This is a genomic window from Actinoplanes sp. NPDC000266 (genome assembly GCF_042899005.1).
Taxonomy (GTDB): Bacteria; Actinomycetota; Actinomycetes; order Mycobacteriales; family Micromonosporaceae; genus Actinoplanes.
Genome location: NZ_JBIAZI010000005.1, coordinates 397,217 through 414,318 on the forward strand (window position 1 = coordinate 397,217; position 17,102 = coordinate 414,318).

Below are 17,102 nucleotides of genomic sequence, written 5' to 3' on the forward strand. Positions count from 1 at the left end.
AGAGTGGCCTGTGCAAACGGGCGCCCAGGGGAGGCGTCCGTCCTGTGTAGAAAGTGAAGGTCAACTATTTACACTTGGAGTGTAACTTTCTGGCTGTGCACGTCAACCGTCTGTTTCCATGTTGTTTCATTCGGCTTTTACCGGCATGATGCAGCGCCCCGGGAGCCCGTAGGGCCCGGGTGTCGCCGGGTGGTCGTCAGGCCACGTTGATCGGGCGGAACTGGACGCTGACGCGCGGGCCGACCGCCTTGGCCGTCTTGAGGATCGCGTGCTCCCACGTGCGCTGACAGGAACCGCCCATGACGATCAGATCGCCGTGGCCCAGAGGGAATCGCAGGGTCTCGTGACCGCCCGCGCGAGGCCGCAGTGAGCGGTGCCGCGGCGAGCCGAACGAGACGATCGCGACCATGGTGTCGTGGCGGGCGGAGCGGCCGAGCGTGTCGCCGTGCCAGGCGACGCTGTCGCGGCCGTCGCGATAGAGGCACATGCCGGCGGTGACGAACTCCTCGCCCAGCTCGTCGGCGTAATGCCGGTTGAGCTCGGCCTTGGCCCCGGTCAGCGCCGGGTGGGGCAGCTCCTCGTCGCCGCCGTACCACCGGAGCAGGCGCGGGACGTCGACGACGGAGTCATACATCTGGCGGCGATCGGCGCGCCAGTCGATGCCCAGCAGGGTCTCGAAGACCTCGCCGGAGCCCTGAAGCCAGCCCGGCAGCACGTCGACCCACGCCCCGGCGGTGAGCTCGTGGCGTTTCAGGCGCCCCGCGAGCGGCCCGGCCTCGGTGGCCGGGCCGCCGCTCTCGCCGGAGAGATCGAACATCGACGGCTGATAGGTGCTGGTCATGGCGCAAGCGTAGTACGGATGTTCGAAGATCGTTCAGGCCTGTGGATAACTCCCGGACGAGGAGGCGTGAGAGGGAGAAGGGGCCGTTGGGGCGGGCGTGGGCTTCGGGCGCAGAACTGAGGCGGCGACCGCGGCCGCGATCACGCCACCGGCCACGCCGACCAGGGCCGTGGCCGAGATCGCCTCCACGAAGGAGCTCTGTGCCACCCGGGCCAGGGCCGCGTCCCCGGTCGAGGCCGCGATCCCCAGGGCGTCGCCGATGGAGCGGCGTGCCTCCTCGGGCGCGTCGGACGGCATCGCGCCCCGGTACGCCGTGGTGAGCACGCTGCCCAGCACGGCCACGCTCAAAGCCGTACCCACCTGTTGCACTGTGTCGTTGACGGCCGAGCCCACGCCCACCCGGTCCGGCGGCAGGGCGCCGAGCAGCGTCCCGTAGGCGGCCGGCCCCGCCGTGCCGCTGCCCGCGCCGATCACCACCAGGGCGATCGCCAGCCGTACGTATCCGTCGCCCGGCGAGAGCGAGGCGAGCACGCCGAACCCGCCCGCCATCAGCAGCAGACCGGCGGCCAGGGCCACCCTCGTACCGAACCGCTTGTCGACGACGACGCCGATGCCGTTGAAGACCACGGCCGTGATGAGCAGCGGCACGAACGCCAGGCCGGCCTTCATGGGCCCGTACCCCAGAACGAATTGAAGGTATTGGGTCAATGCCAGCAGCACGCCGCCGGCCGAGAACGACAGCAGGACGATCGACAGGCTGGCGCCGCCGAAGTTGCGGTCGCGGAAGAGCGACAACGGCAGCATCGGCTCGGCGACCCGGCGCTCCCAGAGGGCGAACGCGATCAACCCGATGACCGCGACGGCGAACCCGCCGATGGTGGTCGCGGCCGCCCATCCGTCCTGCGCCGCGCGGATGATGCCCCAGACCAGGGCCGTCATGCCGATCGTGGAGAAGAGCGCGCCGAGCAGGTCGGGGCGCGAGGCCCGGCCGTGCGACTCCGGGATGATCGCCAGGGCGGCCACGATGCCGAGGATCGCGATCGGCACGTTCATCAGGAACACCGAGCCCCACCAGAAGTGCTCCAGGAGCAGGCCGCCGAGGGTGGGCGCGCCGAGCGAGCCGAGCATCAGCACCGAGCTCCAGATGGCGATGGCCTTCTTGCGCTCGGACTCGTCGAAGACGGTGGTGAGGATCGAGAGTGTGCCCGGCATGAGGAATGCGGCGCCGACGCCCATCAGGCCGCGCACGGCGATGAGCTGGCCGGGTGTTTGGCAGACCGTGGCCAGCACCGATGCGCTGCCGAAGACGATCAGGCCGGTGACCAGCCCGCGGCGGCGGCCGTGGCGGTCGGAGAGGCCGCCCGCGGTGAGCAGAAGCCCGGCGAAGACCAGGATGTACGCATCGATGATCCACTGAATGTCGGCCGACGAAGCGCCCAGGTCGCGGATCAGCGACGGGATGGCGATGTTGAGCACCATGTTGTCGACGACGACCACGAGCAGGCTCAGGCAGAGCACACCGAGGATCAGCCAGCGACGAGGATTGCGTTCTTCCATGAAGGCCCCCGTTCTCGAACACTGTGCGATGGACTCGCACACCGTACCAGTGGACTCGAACACTGTGCGAGTGGCTTTAGGATGGGCACATGACCTCGAAGTTCGCCGACTCGGTGTGGCTGCGGCCGCCGCGCACCCGCAACGGTCAGCCGACCCTGAGCCGGGAGCAGATCCTCCGCGCGGCCATGGAGATCCTCGACGCCGAGGGGCCGGCCGGGCTGAGCATGCGCCGCCTCGGCACCAAGCTGGGCTCGGGCGCGACCTCGCTGTACTGGCACGTCGCGAACAAGGACGAGCTGCTCGAACTGGCCGTCGACGAGGTGATGGGCGAGGTCTACGTGCCGGAGCCGGGCGACACGAGCTGGCGGATCGGCGTCTCCGTCTGGGCCAACGGCATGCGGGCCGCGCTGCTGCGGCATCCCTGGGTGATCGGCCTGCTCGGCACCCACCCGACGCTCGGGCCGAACGCGATGCGCCTCGGCGAGCGGATCGTCCTGCTGCTGACGCCGGCCGGCTTCACCGGCATGGCTCTCTCACACGCCAGTTCGCTGGTGAACGCGCACGCCATCGGCGCCGCGACCACCGAGGCGGCCGCCAACACCGCGATCAAGCGCAGCGGCGTCGACATGGCCGACCTGGCCGACCAGATGAGGCCGTACGTGGATCGGCTGGCCGCCGAGCATCCCGCGTACGACAAGTGGCGTCAGGAGGTCGACATCCTGAACCGTGACCAGCAGCAGCTCCTGGACGAAGGGTTCGCCTTCGGCCTGGAGCGGCTGCTGGACGGCTTGGAACTCTGGTTGACGAAGAACTAGTGCGCGTTCGGGTCGGAGCCGGAGTCCGCCTTGTCGGCGGGCCGGTGATAGGTCACCGTGCCCGGGGCCATCGGGAACGACAGATCGTCGCCGAACGGTGACGGGCCGCCCTGCGTGGGCAGTGACACCTCGCTGACGTCCATCTTGCCGTCCTCGCGGACCGGCGCGCCCTCGGGCAGACGGGCGCTGGAGTAGTGGGTCGTGTCGGTGGTCGGCGCCGGGGAGGCGTCCAGCTCGTCACGACGGAAGATCTTGCGGCCGAGCCAGACCAGGGGGTCGTATCGACGGTCCACCACGCGCTCCTTCATCGGAATGATCGCGTTGTCGGTGATCTTGATGTGCTCGGGACAGACCTCGGTGCAGCACTTGGTGATGTTGCAGTAGCCGAGGCCCTGATGTGCCTGCGCGTGTTGCTTGCGGTCGGAGCGGTCGTCGAGCGGGTGCATGTCGAGCTCGGCGGCGCGGATGAAATAACGCGGACCGGAGAACGCGGCCTTGTTCTCCTCGTGGTCGCGCACGACGTGACACGTGTTCTGGCAGAGGAAGCACTCGATGCACTTGCGGAACTCCTGGCTCCGCTCGACGTCGACCTGCTGCATGCGGTAGTCGCCCGGCGCCACCCCGGCCGGGGGCGCGAACGCGGGCGTCTCGCGGGCCTTCTCGTAGTTGAAGGACACGTCGGTGACCAGGTCGCGGATGACCGGGAAGGTCCGCAGCGGCGTGATCGTGACCGTCTCGTCCTCCTCGAAAGTGGACATCCGGGTCATGCAGCCGAGCCGGGGCTTGCCGTTGATCTCCATCGAGCAGGATCCGCACTTCCCGGCCTTGCAGTTCCACCGGCAGGCCAGGTCGGGCGTCTGGGTGGCCTGCAGTCGGTGGATGATGTCGAGCACGACCTCACCCTCGTTGACCTCGACGTCGAAGTCCTGGATGTCGCCGCCGGACGAGTCGCCGCGCCAGACGCGGAAGTGGCGCTTGGTGCCCATTACTTCGCCTCCGTCTTGCTCTGAGCGTCCGTCCGGGCACCGGGGATGTGGGCCGCGCCGGGCTGGTTCAGTTCCTCGTCGGTCATATATTTCGACAGCTCGCTGCGGTCGAAGAGCTCGATCAGCTCGTCGCGCATGGTCGGCAGCGGTTTGTGCTCGAGGAGCACGTCGCCGTGTTTGTCGAGCGAGCAGACCAGGTTGACCTGGCGCCACACCGGGCTCATCTGCGGGAAGTCCTCGCGGGTGTGCCCGCCGCGCGACTCCTCCCGCTCGAGCGCGGCCTTGGCCGTGCACTCGGAGACGACCAGCATGTTGCGCAGGTCGAGGGCGAGATGCCACCCCGGGTTGTAGAGGCGGCCGCCGGTCGCGCCCACATTGGCCACCCGCGCCTTCAGATCCTGCAGCCGCTTGAGCGCGTCGGTCAGTTCGCCCGCCCGCCGGATGATGCCGACCAGGTCGCCCATCACCGCTTGAAGATCTTGTTGCAGGGTGTACGGGTTTTCGCCGCTCTGCCTCTGCAGGGGCGCCAGAGCGGTGGTGACCGCGGCCTCGACGTCAGGGGTGTGCACCCGTGGTTTCGCGGTCAGCGAGTCGGCGTACGCCGCCGCGTGCTCACCGGCGCGCTTGCCGAAGACCAGCAGGTCGGAGAGCGAGTTGCCGCCGAGCCGGTTGGAGCCGTGCATGCCGCCGGACACCTCGCCCGCCGCGAACAGGCCGGCCACCGTGCCCAGGGCCGCGCCCGAGTCGGGGTCGACCTCGACCCCGCCCATCACGTAGTGACAGGTCGGGCCGACCTCCATCGGCTCCTTGGTGATGTCGACGTCGGCCAGCTCCTTGAACTGGTGGTACATCGACGGGAGGCGCCGGGTGATCACCTCGGCCGGCATCCGGGTCGAGACGTCGAGGTAGACGCCGCCGGCCGGCGTGCCCCGGCCCGCCTTGACCTCGGAGTTGATCGCGCGCGCGACCTCGTCACGCGGAAGCAGCTCGGGCGGCCTGCGGTTGTTGTCGGGATCCTCGTACCACCGGTCGGCCTCCTCCTCGGTCTCCGCGTACTGCTTGCGGAAGACGTCGGGGACGTAGTCGAACATGAAGCGCTTGCCGTCGGAGTTGCGCAGCACGCCGCCGTCGCCCCGGACCGACTCGGTGACCAGGATGCCCTTGACGCTGGGGGGCCAGACCATGCCGGTCGGGTGGAACTGGAGGAACTCCATGTTGATCAGAGTCGCGCCCGAGCGCAGGGCCAGCGCGTGGCCGTCGCCGGTGTACTCCCACGAGTTCGAGGTGACCTTGTAGCTGCGGCCGACGCCGCCGGTCGCCAGCACCACGGCCGGCGCCTCGAGCAGGATGAACTCGCCGGACTCGCGGTAGTAGCCGAACGCGCCGGCCACCCGGTCGCCGTCGAGCAGCAGCTCGGTGATGGTCGTCTCGGCGAAGACCCGGATACGCGAGTCGTAGCTCCCGGTCTCGGCGAAGTCCTCCTGCTGCAGCGAGACGATCTTCTGCTGCAGGGTGCGGATCAGCTCGAGGCCGGTACGGTCGCCGACGTGCGCCAGCCGCGGATATTCGTGCCCGCCGAAGTTGCGCTGGGAGATCTTCCCGTCCTTCGTACGGTCGAAGAGCGCCCCGTACGTCTCCAGCTCCCAGATCCGCTCGGGGGCCTCCTTGGCGTGCAGCTCGGCCATCCGGAAGTTGTTGAGGAACTTGCCGCCGCGCATGGTGTCGCGGAAGTGCACCATCCAGTTGTCGCGGCTGTTCACGTTGCCCATCGCGGCGGCCGCGCCGCCCTCGGCCATGACCGTGTGGGCCTTGCCGAACAGCGACTTCGAGATGATCGCCGTGCGCTTGCCGGCCAGTCGGGCCTCGATCGCCGCCCGCAGGCCGGCCCCGCCGGCCCCGATCACGACGACGTCGTAGTGGTGTCGTTCGATGCGTGTGCTCATTGTGCGCGCCGCCCCCTAGCCGACGAACCGCAGGTCGGAGAACCAGTCGGCGGACACGGCCATGACGTAGAAGTCGGTGAGCGCGAGCGTGCCGAGGGTGATCCAGGCCAGTTGCATGTGGCGCGTGTTCAGCTTGGACACGAAGGTCCAGAAGCGGTAGCGCACCGGATGTTTCGAGAAGTGCTTGAGGCGGCCGCCGGCGATGTGCCGGCAGGAGTGGCAGGACAACGTGTACGCCCAGAGCATCACCACGTTGCCGACCAGGATGACGTTGCCGAGACCGAAGCCGAACCCGCCGCCCGGGCTGTGGAACGCGATGATCGAGTCCCATGTGTTGATCACCGAGATGATCATGGCGGCGTAGAAGGCGTACCGATGGGCGTTCTGGAAGATCAGCGGGAACCGGGTCTCACCCGAGTATTTGCCGTGGCCGTCGGGGACGGCGCAGGCCGGCGGCGAGAGCCAGAAGGCCCGGTAGTACGCCTTGCGGTAGTAGTAGCAGGTCAGCCGGAACAGCAGCAGGAACGGCAGCGTGAAGGCGGCCTCGGGGATCAGCCAGAAGCTGGGCAGCGGGGTGCCGAACAGCGCCGCCTCGGGAACGCACCGATCGGTGATGCAGGGCGAGTAGAACGGCGTGAGGTAGTGGTAGTCCTCGACGAAATACCACTTGTGCATGAACACGCGGACGGTCGCGTAGGTGACCCAGGCCCCGAGGCCGATGAAGGTGATCAGCGGCGGAAGCCACCATCGGTCGGTGCGCAACGTCTTCGCCGTGATGGCCGCGCGTGATCGGCCCGCGCCCGGCCTCGTTGCCGTCGTCGTCATTCGATCTCCTGATCGGTGCCTGTCCTTTTAACCCGGCTGTCAACGAGCGAGGGGGCTCGGCAGCCGCCGTGATGTGGAGCACACGTTACGCCGGGGGTCAGACAGTTTCGCGCTCAGGGATGCGGTATGGATCACAAAATTCGACCCCGATCACATCGACAAGATCAAAAGCGTTAATGGATCTTGAGTCGTACGTGTCGAGGTGCGCAAATAGGACGAATCACAGATCCGGCGCGGCGAGCCGTCGGATCGAACCGGCGCAGGCGGCCGGCGAGGAGTCGACGAGATCGTCGGCGACCGGTTCACCGCCGGAGTTGCGCGGGGCGACGTAGAAGGCCGGGGTGCTGGTCTTGGCCTGCCGGTCGAGAGCGTCCGCGAAGACGGCCCGGGCGTCGAGCAGCTGACGCCAGTCGTCCTGGTCCCCGGCCGAGGGCACCTCACCCACGAAGACCCGTACGGCCGCGTTCTCGTTCCGGACGGCGGTGGCCCGCGCGGCCGGGCTCGTGGTGGCTCCGGGCGGGACGAGCTTGTTGAGCCGTCGTTCCAGGTCGAGGCAGCGGTCGTCGCGCGATTGCCGGGCCTCACGCGAGTCGGAGGCCTGATCCCGTACGCCGTCGATCGCGTCGACGACCGCGAGAGCGCCCACACAGATCGCGATGACGATGATCGCCGCCCCGATCGAGATCCCCGCCACGAACCACTGCCGCCGGCGTCGTTGCCGCGCCCCACCGCCCGCGGGCGCGAGCCCGAACATCCGCCGCCCACCCGCCGAGGGTGCGGCCCGCCCCGCCCGATAGGCGGTCGCGGAGGGATCGGAAGGAGATGTCGCAGGGGAAGAGGCCGCGGAAGGGGCGGCCGCGGAAGGTGACGTCGCGGAAGGTGACGTCGCAGGAGAAGAGGCCGCGAAAGGAGAGGTGGCGGGAGGAGAGGAGGTCGGGGAGGTCGGGGAGGCCGCAGGAGGAGAAGAGGTGGGGAAGGCGGCGGGAGAACCGGAGGTGGGCGCGGAAGATCCGGCGGCGGGCGAGGGGGAGGAAACAGGAAAGCCTGTGGCGGGCGTGGGGGAGTTGTCCGACGCGCGGTCGCCCGTTCCCGGCGTGCCACTGTCGGCCGGCCAGCTGCCGGAATCCGGATCGCGCGGCGTTTCGCTCACCGGCTCAGTGAAACACGCCGGTCAATGCCACCGCCCGGCCGAGCCCACCGCCCGGCCGAGCCCACCGCCCGGCCGAGCCCCACACCCGAGCCGGCCCGCCGCCCGGGTGAACTGGGCGGCGGGCAGCGGGTGGTGGGGGTCAGCCGGAGGCGTTGCCGGTCAGGTTCCAGGTGGACAAGTGGAGGGCCGGGGCCGCGTAGCGCGTTCCGGACCAGCGGTCGGGTAGCAGGATGGACTCGCTGCCGATGCCCCGGACCGCGCCGGGGGACAGGGCCTGTGGGTAGGACTGGGTGAAGCGCATGTTGCTCACCGGGGCCACCAGCTCGCCGTTCTCGATCAGCCAGACGCCGTTGCGGGTCAGGCCGGTGATGACCAGGGCTTTCTGGTCGAGGACCCTCGTGTACCAGAAGTCGGTGATCAGCAGACCGCGCTCCATGCGCGAGACCAGGGGGCGGGCCGACTCCGCGATCGGGTTGTCTGGTGTCGCCGGCGGGACCTCGGGCTCGGTCGCGGCCGGGGCCGCCTCGAGCCGCATGTGGCTGGCCATCGGGCCCCAGGAGCGGGACGTCGGTGACGCGTGGCCGGTGGATGTCGTGCCCGCGTCGGCGGCCGAGGCCCGGTCGTGTGCCACCGCCTTCGTCACTCCGTCGCGTACCAGCACCAGCGACTCGCGGGGTGTGCCCTCGATGTCGAACGGCAGGCCCGGCGCCGGCTCCGAACGGCTGCCCAGCGGTTCGTCCACGATGGTCACCTGCGGGTCGAACTGGTCGGCCTCGAGCTCCGCGAACGACTGCTTCTGCGCGAACGCCTTGCCGTTGAACCCGAACAGGGCGAAGTTGTCGAGCAGGTCGGCCACCGCCTCCGGCTCGAGCACCACCTCGTAGCGGCCCGGCGGCAGCTCGATCGGGCCCTGCGCCGCCCTCGCCTTGGCCGCGGCGCGCGCCCCCAGGGCGGCTCCGTCGAGAGCGGCCAGGCGGCCGCCGGCCAGCCGGGCCACGCCGTCGGCGCCGTTCAGGCGCGCGATCCCGTCCATGGCCGCCTCGGCCGTGCGGCCCTCGACCGCCTGTCCGGCGCTGTTGGCGAAAGCGGCGGACGTGTAGGTCGTACGGCAATAACCCGCTGTTTCCAGCCCTTCCGCCGCTCGCACGAAGTCGCGCACCCGCTCGGCCCGCTCGGCCGGGGTGGCCCTCGCGGTCGCCTCGTCGAAGCCGAAGTCGAGACCCGAACGCGGACCCGAGCCGTGATGGCCGGCCGAGCCGTGCAGCGGCGCCGGCGGGGCCAGGCCCGGCCAGGCCGTGTCGGGCGGGCTCAACCGCACCGCCGTCACCGTGCGCTCGACCAGCCCGCGCAGGCCGGACGGCTCGGCCACCGTGGTCGAGCCGCTCGCCGAGCGGCCGTCCAGGTGGAGCCGGAGCCGGATGGTCGTGGTCGCCTCGGCCACGTTCTGATGGATGGCCGAGTTGGCGAACCGGGTCAGCGCCTCGGCGTCGTGGCGCACCGTCACCTCGGCCTCGGCGGCCGGCCCGGCGATCTCGCGGACCAGCTCGATGACGCGGGCCGCGAGCTCGAGCTCGGCGCCCGTCCGGATGATGTCGGCGGTCATCCGCGCACCCCCACACGTACGTTGGTGAACCGGGCCGGAGCGGCCGGATGGCCGGTGTGACCCACCTGGCCGGGCTGGCCCTTGCCGCAGTTGGGCGTGCCCCAGGCGATGGTCTCGGAGGAGAGCATGTCCATCGACTGCCAGAACCGGGGGCCGATGCCGGTGTAGGTCGGGTTGCGCAGCATGCGGCCGAGCTTCCCGTTCTTGATCTCGTAGCCGATCTCGCAGCCGAACTGGAAGTTCAGCCGCCGGTCGTCGATCGACCACGACCGGTTGATGTCCATGAAGACGCCGTCGTCGGTCGCCGCGATGATCTCGTCGAGCGTGTGCGGTCCGGGCTCGAGGCCCACATTGGTCATGCGGACCATCGGCAGCCGGGCCCAGCCGTCGGACCGTACGCTGCCCGCGTAGTCGAGGCCGGCCACCGCGGCCGAGTCACGCCCGGCCAGCACACCCACCCAGATGCCGTCGCGCACCGCGTCGCGCTTGGTCGCCGGCGTGCCCTCGTCGTCGAAGCCGAAGCTGCCCAGCGCGCCCGGGATGCCCGGGTCGATGGTGATGTTCATCAGCTCGGAGCCGTAGCGCAGCGAGCCCAGCTGCTTGAGGTCGAGCCAGCTGGTGCCGGCGAACGCCGCCTCCCAGCCGAGGATGCGGTCGAGCTCGATGGCGTGGCCCACCGACTCGTGGATCTGCAGCGCCAGCTGCTCGCCGCCGAGGACCAGGGTGGTCTCGCCGGGCGGGCACAGCGGCGCGGTCAGCAGGGCCCGCGCCTCGTCGGCCATGCGCGGCGCGTTGCCGGCCAGGTCGAGGCCGTCGACCAGCTCCCAGCCGCTCGTGCCGTACTGCCCCCGATGGGACGGCCAGGACCGGCGCTGGATCTCGCCGTCGCCGTACGCGCTGGCCGTGATGCCGGCGCCGCACTCGCGGATGTGCTGGTCGATGCGGTGGCCCTCGCTGGAGACGAACCATTTCCGGGTGTCCCAGATCTGGTAGATGCCCTCGGCGAGGTCGGCGCCGGCCTGCTTGGCGGCGGCGGTCGCGCTCACCAGCAGGTCGCCCTTGGTGGAGAGGCCGACACCGAGCGGGTCGACCTCGCACGAGCTGGCCCAGCTCGCCTCGACGGGGTCGCCCGGCACCAGCTCGACCGGCGGGCCGGGGACCGTGGCGCTGGCCGTGGCGATCTGCGCCGCGCGGCGGCCGGCCGCCCGCGCCGCCGACTCGGAGAGATCAGGAACGGCGTAGAAACCCCAGCTGGAGCCGACCAGGGCCCGTACGCCCAATCCGGCGCTCTCGCCCGACCCCAGCTCCTCCACATCACCGTCGCGGGCGGTCATCGACTCGGTGCGCCGCAGCATGACGCGACAGTCGGCGTAACGGGCACCGGCGTCCAGTGCGGCTTGCACCGCCGCGGACGCCTCATCGAAGTGGCTCATGAACCGACCCTAGGGGACGGGTGCGACAAGTTTCAGCGCAGGAACGCGAGCTCCTCGTCGAGCGTGGCGGACTCCACAGCGGCGAAGCCGGGCAGGGAAGCGCCCACGACCAGCAAGGAGCCGGTGGGCTCGGCGCCGAGCAGGCTGTGGTGGGCGTAGACGTCGGCCGAGTCGTGCCGGTCGCCGAGGTAGCGCTCGGCGAACGCGGCCGGCAGGTCGTGCCAGTCGAGCACCGGGGAGCGGGCCACGCCCCGGTGGAAGACGTCGGGCCGGCGCAGCACCGCCATCGCCGCCAGCCAGCCGCCCAGTCCGGCGCCGCGCACGGCCACCGCCGACAGGTCCAGGTCGGGATGCTTGCCGACCAGCGCGTACAGGGCGTCCACCTGGTCGGCCAGCGACACGTCGACCAACCGGCGATGGACCACCTTTTCGTAGCTGGGCGCTATTCCGGGCGTACCCCGGCCGTCGATCGTGACGACGGCGAAGCCGGAGTCGGCCCACCACTGCTTCTCCAGCCAGGTCAATGGGTCGTGCACCACCTGCTGCCGGCCGGGACCGTCGCCGAGCGTGACCAGAACGGGCAGGCGCGTCCCGCTGACGAAGGCCGCCGGATAGCGCACCGACGCCGGCAGCCGCCGGTCGGTCACGCGCTCGAGGACCGGTGGGCTCGTGACCGGTGGCGTCGCGGCCACGCTGCGCAGAGCGGTGACGCGGGCTTCGCCGCGCCACACCTCGCCGTCGACGACGAGGACGTCGCCGCCGGCCTCGGCCCGATGCCAGCCGGGGCTCGAGGTGATCTTCTTGGCCTCGGCTCCACCGCCGCCCAGAGACGTACGCACGCGGAAGACGTCCTGGCTCCACGGGTCGCCCTCGGTGCCCTCGACGATCAGATCGGGCGCGCCCGACGGCCCGCCGGGGCGCGGCACCGAGCCGACGACCCGCCGCACATAGAGGCCGGGCGGCGTCAGCAGGCTGCCGTCGGCGAACAGGCACCGCGCGTCGAATCCGTCGTGCGCCAGCTCGCCGCCGACCAGCACCCGGCCGTCGGGCAGGTGGCGCGGCGTCCCGGACACCGGCTCCACCCAACGGGCGTCGGCCAGCTCGGCGTGCACCTGCGTCTCCCCGGTGCGCGGATCGATCGCCAGCACCAGGCCGTGCTGCTGCATGCGGCGCAGCACGGTGATGAGCGGGCCGCCGCTGTCGGCCCAGCGCACGTTCACCACGTACGGATAGGTCTCCCGGTCCCAATGCACGTCGACCCAGCCGTAGTCCAGGTCGAGCAGGTGCAGGCTGGTCGAGGCGGCCGTGCGCGCGGCGAGGATCTGGCCGCCGTCCGGCGCCCACCACCAGCCGCGCCGCCGGCCGAACCGCACGGCCGCGTCGTCGGGCACACCCCAGGAGATCGATCCGCTGTGCTCACGCCAGGCGCTGCCCGGCTCGCCGGCCAGCAGCCGATCGCCCTCGGGCCCGGTCACGCGCAGCGAAGCGGCCCCGTCTTCCCAGGTCACGTACCCGATACGGCGGCCCTCGGGATCGGGGCGGGGATCCTCGACCGGGCCCTCGGCCGGCACGTGGGTCACGTCGCCGCTGATCAGATCGGCCCGGCAGAGCCTTCCCTCGAAGACGAAGGCCGCGGTCCGGCAGTCACGGTCGACGGCGTACGACGTCACGGGTTTCGCCGAGACGAGCGTCTCGGTGGCGGTCGCCACATTGAGGACCCAGAGGCGGCCGTACGGATCCTCGGGGCCGGGCGAGCGCAGGAACGCCACCCGCGCGCCGTCCCCGCCGACCGTCACCTGGAACGGCGCGCCGTAGCGGAAGTGACCGGTGCGCTCCGCGAGTCCGGGGTAGTCCACCTGGACAGCATCGCTGATCAAACCGCCTTCCCGCGCCCCAAACCCGCAGCCCGGCATCGCGAAACCTCCTCCGAGGTCCCGCGTAGAGTTGCGGCCGTGACTGACGCCCTGCCCGCACGCCGGCTGCTGCTGGTGCACGCCCATCCCGACGACGAGGTGACCGGCACCGGCGCCACCATGGCCCACTACGCGGCGTCCGGCGCCCACGTGACGCTGGTGACCTGCACTCTCGGCGAGGAGGGTGAGATCCATGTGCCGGCCCTGGCCCAGCTCGAGGCCGCGCAGGCCGACCAGCTCGGCGGATATCGCATCGTCGAGCTCGAGCGCGCCTGCGCCGCGCTGGGGGTGACCGACCACCGCTTCCTCGGCGGCGCCGGCCGCTACCGCGACTCCGGGATGATGGGCCTGCCGACCAACGACAACCCGCGGGCGTTCTGGCAGGCCGACCTCGACGAGGCGGCCGGGCTGCTCCTCGAGATCATCCGCGAGGTCCGCCCCCAGGTCATGATCACGTACGACCCGAACGGCTTCTACGGCCATCCCGACCACATCCAGGCCCACCGGGTGGCGATGCGGGCGGCCGAGCTGGCCGGCGACGAGGGCCCGGAGAAGATCTACTGGACGGCGATGCCGATCAGCGTGCTGCGCGACGGCATGGAGGCGTTCCGCGAGCTCTCCGACAACCCGTTCGCCGACGTCGAGCGGGTGGAGGACCTGCCGTTCGGCCACCCCGACGACGAGATCGCGGCCCGGATGGACGGCACCGACCACTACCAGCAGAAGGTGGCGGCGATGCGGGCGCACGCCACCCAGATCCCCGACAACTCGTGGCTCTACGGCATCGCCGGCGACTTCGGTGGCGAGTTCATGGGCGTCGAGTACTACACGATCGCCAAGGGCGAGCGCGGCCCCGGCGAGGGCCCGCACGGCTGGGAGAGCGACCTGTTCGGCGGCCTGGGCCTCGAGCAGCCCTCCGCGGCGTCGGAGGGCTCGGCCCGATGAACCGCGCGGACACGGGCGCCCGGGTCCCGGCGGCCCGTGCCGCTTCGGACGAGGAGACCGCGGTGAGCGCTTCACAGACGGACGGCGACGAGCGGCCGACCATCGACGTCACGCCGGGACGGGAGCCGTGGGCCGGCGCCGAGTCGCTGATCCGGTGGGGCGGCCTGGTGGTGGCGATCCTGGCGTCGTTCGTGAGCGGGGTGTTCGAGCTGCTGCTGACCACGCTGCGCGCGGGCGACCTGGTGTCGGTCTGGGGCGGCGACGCGATCGGCTCCGGGGGCGGGCCGCTGCTCGGCCTGTCGGTGGTGCTCGCGGCGGTGCTGAACTACGGCATCGCGTGGTTCGCGGTCACGACGACGCGGCGCAAGTGGGCGCTCGGGCCGCCGTGGGCCCTGTGGACGCTGATGATGCTGCTCGCGGCGGGGGTGCGCACGAGCGAGGGCGACTACCTGCTGGGCGGCGAGAACTGGATCGCCCTGGTGATGATCCTGGTCGGCAGCCTGACGTACGCGGTGTACTCCTATCGCTTGATCTTGAAGCGCACCCTTCCCTGAGGCGCCCGGCACACGCGATCCTGGTCAGGCCATTTCGGCCGATCGTTCGCGCGTTGTCCACAGCCCCGCCGCTTATCCACAGCCCCCCAGCACGATCTTGCGGTTTTTCGCCATACTGACCGACGGGGGCTCCCCCTGGGAGGGCGGGCACTGGCACGTGGCGTATTAGCGAATCGAAACCGGCTGATATTGTGGCTGGCCGATTCGCGGGGCTTCCCGCGCCCGACGGTGAGGTGAGCGCGCGTGAAGTCCAGCCCGGAAACACCGTCCGCGTCCGCGGAGCCGACTTCAGGGGAGCCGACTTCAGCGGTGCCTGATTCGCGGGCGCCGGCAGCCGGGGTTCCCGTCGCGGGGCCGGCTGTCGCCGGGTCCTCCGCCGCGGATGTCGTGCCGGAGCCGGCGCGGTCGCGAGCGGGTCGTCGCTGGCTGATCGCGGGTGCTGTCGTGGTCGTTCTGGCCGGAGCGGCGGCCGGGGCCGGGGTATACGCGACGGCCGGGGACATTCCGCCCGGTACCGAGGTGCTCGGCATCGAGCTCGGATCCAAGTCGCGAGCTGAGGCGGAGAAGTTGCTGGCCGCCGAGGCGGAGACGCGGGGCCGGCAGCCCGTGCGGGTCAGGGTGGACGGCAAGGACGTGACGATTCAGCCCGCGGCTGCGGGGCTGGCCATCGACGTTCCGGCGACTGTCGGCGCCGCGGTGGACAGTGGGTTCCGGGTCCTCGGGAGCCGGGATGTCGCGGCGGTCGTCCGGCTCGATGAGGCGAAGCTCGAAGCGGCACTGCGGAAGCATGTGGCCAGCGGGCGGATCGGCATGAAGAAGCCGGGGATCGCTTTTGTGGGTGTCGCGCCCGTGGCGACGTACCCCCAAGCGGGTCTTGACCTTGATCGTGGGGTTGCGGCGGAGAGCGTGCGGCGCGCGTGGCCGGTGGGGGACGTGGCCGTGGTGCCGCTTGTCGAACGGACCCCGGTGACCACGAAAGCGCAGGTCGACGAGCTGATCGCCGGGTTCGCGAAGCCGGCCGTGGCGGCGCCGGTGACCGTGACCGTAGGTGCCGTGAAGTTCACGCTGACGCCCGCGGCCATCGCGAAGGGGCTGGTCTTCCGCGCGGACACCGACGGGCGGCTGACGCCGGCGATCGACGGGGCGAAGCTGCGGGCGGCGGCGGCCAAGGAGTTCGCCAAGGCCGAGACGCCTCCCCGGCAAGCCAAGGTCACGCTGGCCGGTGGGGCTCCGAAGATCGTGGCCAGTTCGCCCGGCAAGGTCGTCGCGCTCGGCGCCGACCTGCTCGCCGTGCTGCCCGAGCCGGCGCCGCGCGCGGTCACCGGCACCCTGAAGTCCACGCCGGCCAGTGGCACCGACGCCGCCGCGGCCAAGCTCGGGATCAAGGAGCGGGTGTCGACCTTCACGACCTACTTCACCGGTGGAGCCAAGTCGCCGCGCAGCCAGAACATCATCACGATCGCCAAGGCGGTCGACGGCGCCGTCGTCAAGCCCGGCGAGACGTTCTCGCTCAACGGGCACACCGGCGAGCGTGGCTATCACAACGGGTACAAGGACGCGCCGGTGATCGTCAACGGCGTGCTCGAGCCGGGCGTGGCCGGTGGCGCCTCGCAGTTCACGACCACGCTGTTCAACGCCGCCTACTACGCCGGCCTGCAGGACGTCGAGCACAAGCCGCACTCGTTCTACTTCTCGCGCTACCCGGCCGTCATCGAGTCGACGATCTTCTATCCCACGCTCGATCTCAAGTTCAAGAACACCACGCCGTACGGGATCCTGATCGACACCGCGACGACGGGCCGCTCAGTGACCGTGTCGATGTGGGGCACCAAGATGTACGACAGCGTGAAGACCGTCTACGGGCCGCGCCGCAACCACACCAGCCCGCCGACCGTGCACCGCGAGGACGGGCCCAAGTGCCTGACTAGCAGCGGACTCCCAGGTTTCACCCAGGACGCATGGCGCGTCATCCGCAAAGATGGCCGGGAGATCGAGCGCAAGAAGTTCACCTGGCGCTACGATCCCGAACCACGATTCGTGTGCGGGGAGGAAGAATGAGGCAGCAGCGCTGGTTCCCGGCCGTGGCGCTGGCGGTCGGACTGTTCGCGATCAACGTGGTGGCCCGGTTGCTCACCCGGTTCGTGTTCGACGGCGACGACAGCGCGGAAAACCGTGCCTCGATCATGATGTTCGCGCTGATCGGGCTGGTCGTCGCGGTCTACACGTTCATCGTGTCGCAGCGCCGCCGTCCGTCCGAGTGGCTCCTGCCCGACCTGGTGTTCGGCGCCCTCGGCGGCATGCTGCTGACCATCCTGGTGGGACCGTTCATCAGCGGCGGGCAGCCGTTCTCGAGCGGCGCCGGCAACTTCTTCTCGCAGGTCTGGCTCTATGCCGGCTTCGCGATCGGCGGCACCCTCGTCGGCTATTGGATCGCCATGATGCTGGGCAAGGACTACCGGTCGCGCTCGCTCAAGGCGTACAGCGAATCCCGTCAGGCGAAGCCGCGCAGAGTCGTCCGGCGTTAGGGTCGTCCGGCG

14 protein-coding genes are annotated in these 17,102 nt (G+C 70.6%); 5 read left to right on the forward strand and 9 right to left on the reverse strand.

The genetic code is table 11. From position 1 onward, the window contains the following. Positions 1 to 196: 196 nt before the first annotated feature. Together ACFY36_RS22475 and ACFY36_RS22480 are read right to left on the reverse strand one after the other, a co-directional pair. Complete coding sequence (locus tag ACFY36_RS22475; protein WP_499747912.1) at positions 197 to 841, reverse strand: alpha-ketoglutarate-dependent dioxygenase AlkB; 645 nt, start codon at positions 839 to 841, stop codon at positions 197 to 199. Positions 842 to 874: 33 nt separating this feature from the next. Further along, on the reverse strand, positions 875 to 2,398 hold the full coding sequence (locus ACFY36_RS22480; RefSeq protein ID WP_499747913.1) for an MFS transporter: 1,524 nt from the start codon (positions 2,396 to 2,398) through the stop codon (positions 875 to 877). Between the two features lie 89 nt (positions 2,399 to 2,487). On the opposite strand from ACFY36_RS22480, the gene ACFY36_RS22485 reads away from it, so the two are divergent. Further along, entirely contained in the window at positions 2,488 to 3,213 is a 726-nt protein-coding gene (locus tag ACFY36_RS22485) for a TetR/AcrR family transcriptional regulator C-terminal domain-containing protein (protein WP_499747914.1), read from the forward strand. On the opposite strand, the gene ACFY36_RS22490 is transcribed toward ACFY36_RS22485, so the two are convergent. The 7 genes from ACFY36_RS22490 to ACFY36_RS22520 all read right to left on the reverse strand — a co-directional run bounded on the left by ACFY36_RS22490 (position 3,210) and on the right by ACFY36_RS22520 (position 13,066). Further along, on the reverse strand, positions 3,210 to 4,199 hold the full coding sequence (locus tag ACFY36_RS22490) for a succinate dehydrogenase/fumarate reductase iron-sulfur subunit (protein ID WP_499747915.1): 990 nt from the start codon (positions 4,197 to 4,199) through the stop codon (positions 3,210 to 3,212). The genes ACFY36_RS22485 and ACFY36_RS22490 overlap by 4 nt on opposite strands. After that, the gene (locus ACFY36_RS22495) at positions 4,199 to 6,142 is read right to left on the reverse strand and encodes a fumarate reductase/succinate dehydrogenase flavoprotein subunit (RefSeq protein ID WP_499747916.1); all 1,944 of its coding nucleotides are present in this window, start codon (positions 6,140 to 6,142) and stop codon (positions 4,199 to 4,201) included. The genes ACFY36_RS22490 and ACFY36_RS22495 overlap by 1 nt, the downstream gene beginning before the upstream one ends. 15 nt (positions 6,143 to 6,157) lie before the next feature. Beyond that, entirely contained in the window at positions 6,158 to 6,967 is an 810-nt protein-coding gene (gene sdhC, locus ACFY36_RS22500) for a succinate dehydrogenase subunit SdhC (protein ID WP_499747917.1), read from the reverse strand. 220 nt (positions 6,968 to 7,187) lie between these two features. Further along, positions 7,188 to 7,721, reverse strand: a complete 534-nt coding sequence (locus ACFY36_RS22505) for a hypothetical protein (protein ID WP_499747918.1) — start codon at positions 7,719 to 7,721, stop codon at positions 7,188 to 7,190. A gap of 535 nt (positions 7,722 to 8,256) precedes the next feature. Further along, complete coding sequence (locus tag ACFY36_RS22510; protein WP_499747919.1) at positions 8,257 to 9,720, reverse strand: TldD/PmbA family protein; 1,464 nt, start codon at positions 9,718 to 9,720, stop codon at positions 8,257 to 8,259. Further along, a complete protein-coding gene (locus tag ACFY36_RS22515) occupies positions 9,717 to 11,153 on the reverse strand; it encodes a TldD/PmbA family protein (protein WP_499747920.1) in 1,437 nt (478 codons plus the stop codon). The genes ACFY36_RS22510 and ACFY36_RS22515 overlap by 4 nt, the downstream gene beginning before the upstream one ends. Positions 11,154 to 11,185: 32 nt before the next feature. After that, entirely contained in the window at positions 11,186 to 13,066 is a 1,881-nt protein-coding gene (locus tag ACFY36_RS22520) for a prolyl oligopeptidase family serine peptidase (protein WP_499747921.1), read from the reverse strand. A 39-nt stretch (positions 13,067 to 13,105) separates the two neighbouring features. On the opposite strand from ACFY36_RS22520, the gene mshB reads away from it, so the two are divergent. The 4 genes from mshB to ACFY36_RS22540 all read left to right on the forward strand — a co-directional run bounded on the left by mshB (position 13,106) and on the right by ACFY36_RS22540 (position 17,090). Then, a complete protein-coding gene (mshB, locus tag ACFY36_RS22525) occupies positions 13,106 to 14,011 on the forward strand; it encodes an N-acetyl-1-D-myo-inositol-2-amino-2-deoxy-alpha-D-glucopyranoside deacetylase (protein WP_499747922.1) in 906 nt (301 codons plus the stop codon). Next, the gene (locus tag ACFY36_RS22530; RefSeq protein ID WP_499747923.1) at positions 14,008 to 14,565 is read left to right on the forward strand and encodes a hypothetical protein; all 558 of its coding nucleotides are present in this window, start codon (positions 14,008 to 14,010) and stop codon (positions 14,563 to 14,565) included. Before mshB ends, ACFY36_RS22530 begins: the two co-directional genes overlap by 4 nt. Positions 14,566 to 15,009: 444 nt before the next feature. Further along, the gene (locus ACFY36_RS22535) at positions 15,010 to 16,623 is read left to right on the forward strand and encodes a VanW family protein (protein WP_499747924.1); all 1,614 of its coding nucleotides are present in this window, start codon (positions 15,010 to 15,012) and stop codon (positions 16,621 to 16,623) included. Further along, positions 16,620 to 17,090, forward strand: coding sequence for a hypothetical protein (locus ACFY36_RS22540; RefSeq protein ID WP_499747925.1), 471 nt, complete (start codon positions 16,620 to 16,622; stop codon positions 17,088 to 17,090). Before ACFY36_RS22535 ends, ACFY36_RS22540 begins: the two co-directional genes overlap by 4 nt. Positions 17,091 to 17,102 lie beyond the last annotated feature (12 nt).

Excerpts from the sequence above, each read along its gene's own strand:
- ACFY36_RS22490 (WP_499747915.1), bottom strand. The coding sequence starts at position 4,199 with ATGGGCACCAAGCGCCACTTCCGCGTCTGGCGCGGCGACTCGTCCGGC.
- ACFY36_RS22485 (WP_499747914.1), top strand. The coding sequence starts at position 2,488 with ATGACCTCGAAGTTCGCCGACTCGGTGTGGCTGCGGCCGCCGCGCACC.
- ACFY36_RS22520 (WP_499747921.1), bottom strand. The coding sequence starts at position 13,066 with ATGCCGGGCTGCGGGTTTGGGGCGCGGGAAGGCGGTTTGATCAGCGAT.
- ACFY36_RS22495 (WP_499747916.1), bottom strand. The coding sequence starts at position 6,142 with ATGAGCACACGCATCGAACGACACCACTACGACGTCGTCGTGATCGGG.
- ACFY36_RS22480 (WP_499747913.1), bottom strand. The coding sequence starts at position 2,398 with ATGGAAGAACGCAATCCTCGTCGCTGGCTGATCCTCGGTGTGCTCTGC.
- ACFY36_RS22510 (WP_499747919.1), bottom strand. The coding sequence starts at position 9,720 with ATGACCGCCGACATCATCCGGACGGGCGCCGAGCTCGAGCTCGCGGCC.
- ACFY36_RS22515 (WP_499747920.1), bottom strand. The coding sequence starts at position 11,153 with ATGAGCCACTTCGATGAGGCGTCCGCGGCGGTGCAAGCCGCACTGGAC.
- ACFY36_RS22540 (WP_499747925.1), top strand. The coding sequence starts at position 16,620 with ATGAGGCAGCAGCGCTGGTTCCCGGCCGTGGCGCTGGCGGTCGGACTG.
- ACFY36_RS22475 (WP_499747912.1), bottom strand. The coding sequence starts at position 841 with ATGACCAGCACCTATCAGCCGTCGATGTTCGATCTCTCCGGCGAGAGC.
- sdhC (WP_499747917.1), bottom strand. The coding sequence starts at position 6,967 with ATGACGACGACGGCAACGAGGCCGGGCGCGGGCCGATCACGCGCGGCC.
- ACFY36_RS22530 (WP_499747923.1), top strand. The coding sequence starts at position 14,008 with ATGAACCGCGCGGACACGGGCGCCCGGGTCCCGGCGGCCCGTGCCGCT.
- ACFY36_RS22505 (WP_499747918.1), bottom strand. The coding sequence starts at position 7,721 with ATGTTCGGGCTCGCGCCCGCGGGCGGTGGGGCGCGGCAACGACGCCGG.